3 protein-coding genes are annotated in these 3136 nt (G+C 54.7%); 1 reads left to right on the top strand and 2 read right to left on the bottom strand.

The genetic code is table 11. The features are described from left to right. On the top strand, positions 1 to 810 hold an 810-nt coding region (gene rbsR / locus DEO48_RS24370), incomplete at its 5' end, for a ribose operon transcriptional repressor RbsR (RefSeq protein WP_109846529.1). On the opposite strand, the gene mdtD is transcribed toward rbsR, so the two are convergent. Both mdtD and DEO48_RS24360 read right to left on the bottom strand, forming a co-directional pair. Then, positions 776 to 2209 carry a multidrug transporter subunit MdtD gene (gene mdtD, locus DEO48_RS24365; RefSeq protein ID WP_109846528.1) on the bottom strand — a complete coding sequence of 478 codons (1434 nt, stop codon included), beginning with the start codon at positions 2207 to 2209 and terminating at the stop codon, positions 776 to 778. The genes rbsR and mdtD overlap by 35 nt on opposite strands. After that, complete coding sequence (locus DEO48_RS24360) at positions 2206 to 2913, bottom strand: FadR/GntR family transcriptional regulator (RefSeq protein ID WP_109846527.1); 708 nt, start codon at positions 2911 to 2913, stop codon at positions 2206 to 2208. The genes mdtD and DEO48_RS24360 overlap by 4 nt, the downstream gene beginning before the upstream one ends. Between the last annotated feature and the right edge of the window lie 223 nt (positions 2914 to 3136).

Here is a 3136-nt window from a genome sequence, read left to right as displayed (position 1 = left end):
ATCGGTATGCTCATCACCGCCAGTACCAACCCCTTTTATTCAGAACTGGTTCGCGGCGTGGAGCGCAGCTGCTTCGAGCGCGGCTACAGCCTGGTGCTGTGCAATACCGAGGGTGACGAGCAGCGCATGAATCGTAACCTGGAAACGCTGATGCAAAAACGCGTTGATGGCTTACTGCTGCTCTGCACCGAAACGCATCAGCCCTCGAAAGAGATCATCCAGCGCTATCCTTCGATTCCCACCGTGATGATGGACTGGGCGCCGTTCGACGGAACCAGCGATCTCATTCAGGATAACTCCCTGCTGGGCGGCGATATGGCGACTCAGTACCTGATTGATAAAGGACACACTCGCATTGCCTGTATTACGGGGCCGCTGGATAAAACTCCGGCGCGTTTGCGTCTGGAAGGGTATCTCTCTGCCATGGAACGAGCGGGGCTTGCCATTCCTGATGGCTACCGGATCACAGGCGACTTTGAGTTTAACGGTGGCTTCGAGGCAATGCAGAAACTGCTGACGCAAAAGCCGCGTCCGCAGGCGGTGTTTATTGGTAACGACGCGATGGCGTTTGGTGCCTATCAGGCGTTGTATCAGGCGGGGCTACGTGTGCCTGATGATATGGCGGTGATTGGCTATGACGATATCGAACTGGCCAGCTACATGACGCCGCCGCTAACCACGATCCATCAGCCAAAAGATGAACTGGGCGAGCTGGCCATCGATGTGTTGATCCACCGTATGGCGCAGCCCACGCTGCAACAGCAACGCCTGCAGCTTACTCCTGTTCTGATGGAACGCGGTTCGGTTTAGCTTTCTCTTTGTGACGCTCTTTAATCAGGTTTCGGCCATCTTTCGGTTTTAACAGAATAAAGACCAGCGCCGATACCACGGTAAGTGCGCCCATGGTGATAAAGGTATAGTGGAACTGCTCAACGGTATTTGCGCTGTCAAAACCTTCATAAAACCGCAGCACCGCTGCACTCACGGCAACCCCTAAACTGATCGACAGCTGTTGCGTTACCGCCAGCACGCTGTTGCCGCTGCTGGCGTTCTCGTCAGTCAGGTCGGCGAGGGTGATGGTGTTCATCGACGTGAACTGCGTCGACATCGCCATGCCCAACACAAACAGCGGCAGGATCAGCATCCAGACGGGTAACGCGGCGGATTGCAGCGAGAACTGCGCAATCATCAGACCGATAAAGACCGTCACGCCAACCAGCGTCTTACGATAGCCAAACCAGCGCAGCACCTGTGTCACGGTTGATTTTGCCAGAATCGAGCCCATTGCCGTGGGCGCCATCATGCAGCCAGCAATCAGGGCCGGGTAGCCGAAACCCACCTGCAGCATCAATGGCATCAGGAACGGTACGCAACCCGTCCCCAGACGAGACGCAATGTTTCCTGCAATCCCAACGGAAAACGTTCGGGTGTTAAAGAGCCCCAGGGAAATTAACGGCGTCGGGTGACGGCGCGCGTGACGTATATAAAGAAGGAATAACAGAATACCGCCGAGGATAACGGAGAGCGCTAACCACGTCGCGACGATCTTCTCGCCAAACAGCTCCATTCCGCTGGAGAATAACACCAGGCTCAGGCCAAACAGGAAAAAGCCTCCCATGTCGAAGCTGCGCCTTGGCGTGGTGAAGTTTGGCATATATTTGCGGGCATACAGCAGCCCCGCAACGCCAATTGGAATATTAATCAGGAAAATCCAGTGCCAGCTTGCCCAGGTGACAAATACGCCACCGAGTACCGGGCCAAGAATCGGGCCAACCAGGCCCGGCATGGTGACGAAGTTGAGCACGGGAAGCAGTTCGCTCCTGGGGTAGGCTCGCAGCAGGGCAAGACGCGCCACCGGCATCATCATCGCGCCGCCAATGCCCTGCAATACGCGGAAGATAACCAGCTCCGTTAAGGATGAGGAGTGCGCACAGGCCAGCGAACCGAGCGTAAAGAGCGTTACGGCCAGCATGAAAACTCTGCGGGTGCCAAAGCGGTCGGCCAGCCAGCCGCTGACCGGAATTAACATTGCGACCGTCAGGGTGTAGCTGATGATGGCGGACTGCATCGCCAGCGGGGAGCGATTAAGGCTTTGCGCTATAGCGGGAAGCGCTGTGTTGAGGATGGTGGCATCCAGTGCCTGCATAAAAAACGCCATGGCTGCAATCCACGGCAATCCGGCCATGCTGCGCGCTTTTTTCGTTGTCATTTATTTACCTGCTGGTGGGTTGGCGCGGCCAGCAATGCCTGGCACGCACTCAGGGCTCGCTGCCCGTCGCTTTCCTGGATGGCATCAACTATCGCCTGGTGCAAATCCAGTTTTACCACTTCGTTTTGTGTAATAGAGGTAAAGTAGGTGTGATACACCGAATGAAATAAAGAGGCAAAAGAGGTGAGAAACGGATTGGCGCTCATCATATAGATGTGTTCATGCCAGGCCATATCAACCTCAACCCAGCGTTCGCGGTTGAAGTGCTTTTTCAGGAACACCATCTCTTCCATCAGCACATTAAGCTGTGCTTTCTGCTCTGCAGTTCCTAGCGTGGCGGCAAGCAGACATGCCTGAGGTTCAAGGCTGCTGCGCATCACCAGAAAGTGATCGACGACCTGGTGAAAGTTATCTTCCGTCATCCACCAGGAGAGCAGCTCCTGATCGAGAAAATTCCAGTTACTCTGTGGCATCACGCGTGTGCCAATGCGAGGGCGTGGAAGCACCATGCCTTTTGCCGTCAGGGTTTTCACCGCTTCGCGAACGGCGGTACGGCTCACCCCAAACAGCTCACCCAGCTCCATCTCACCCGGCAGGATGCTGCCCGGGGCATATTTACCCGCTAAAATCCGCTGAGCCAGCTTTTCTGCCAGCACGTACGACAGGTTTTTTTGGGCGGCCAGCTGTTGTGCGCTTAATGGCATCGCTTTTATTCCTTAAAGATTCATGCTGATAATTATGCCACCTCGAAGGTGATTGTGGTTGCAGATACATCAAATAGAACAATTTGTAGCTTGATTTCACCTCTATTGGTGAAAAAAAACGCGGATGGAAACTTTTTTTAAATTTCCTCTTGTCACGTCGGAATAACTCCCTATAATGCGCCTCCACTGACACGGAACAACGGCACACACGCCGCCGGGTCAG

This window comes from Enterobacter sp. CGMCC 5087 (genome assembly GCF_003144775.1).
Classification (GTDB): Bacteria; Pseudomonadota; Gammaproteobacteria; order Enterobacterales; family Enterobacteriaceae; genus Enterobacter; species Enterobacter cloacae_M.
This window is presented reverse-complemented; position numbering and strand designations above follow the sequence as displayed.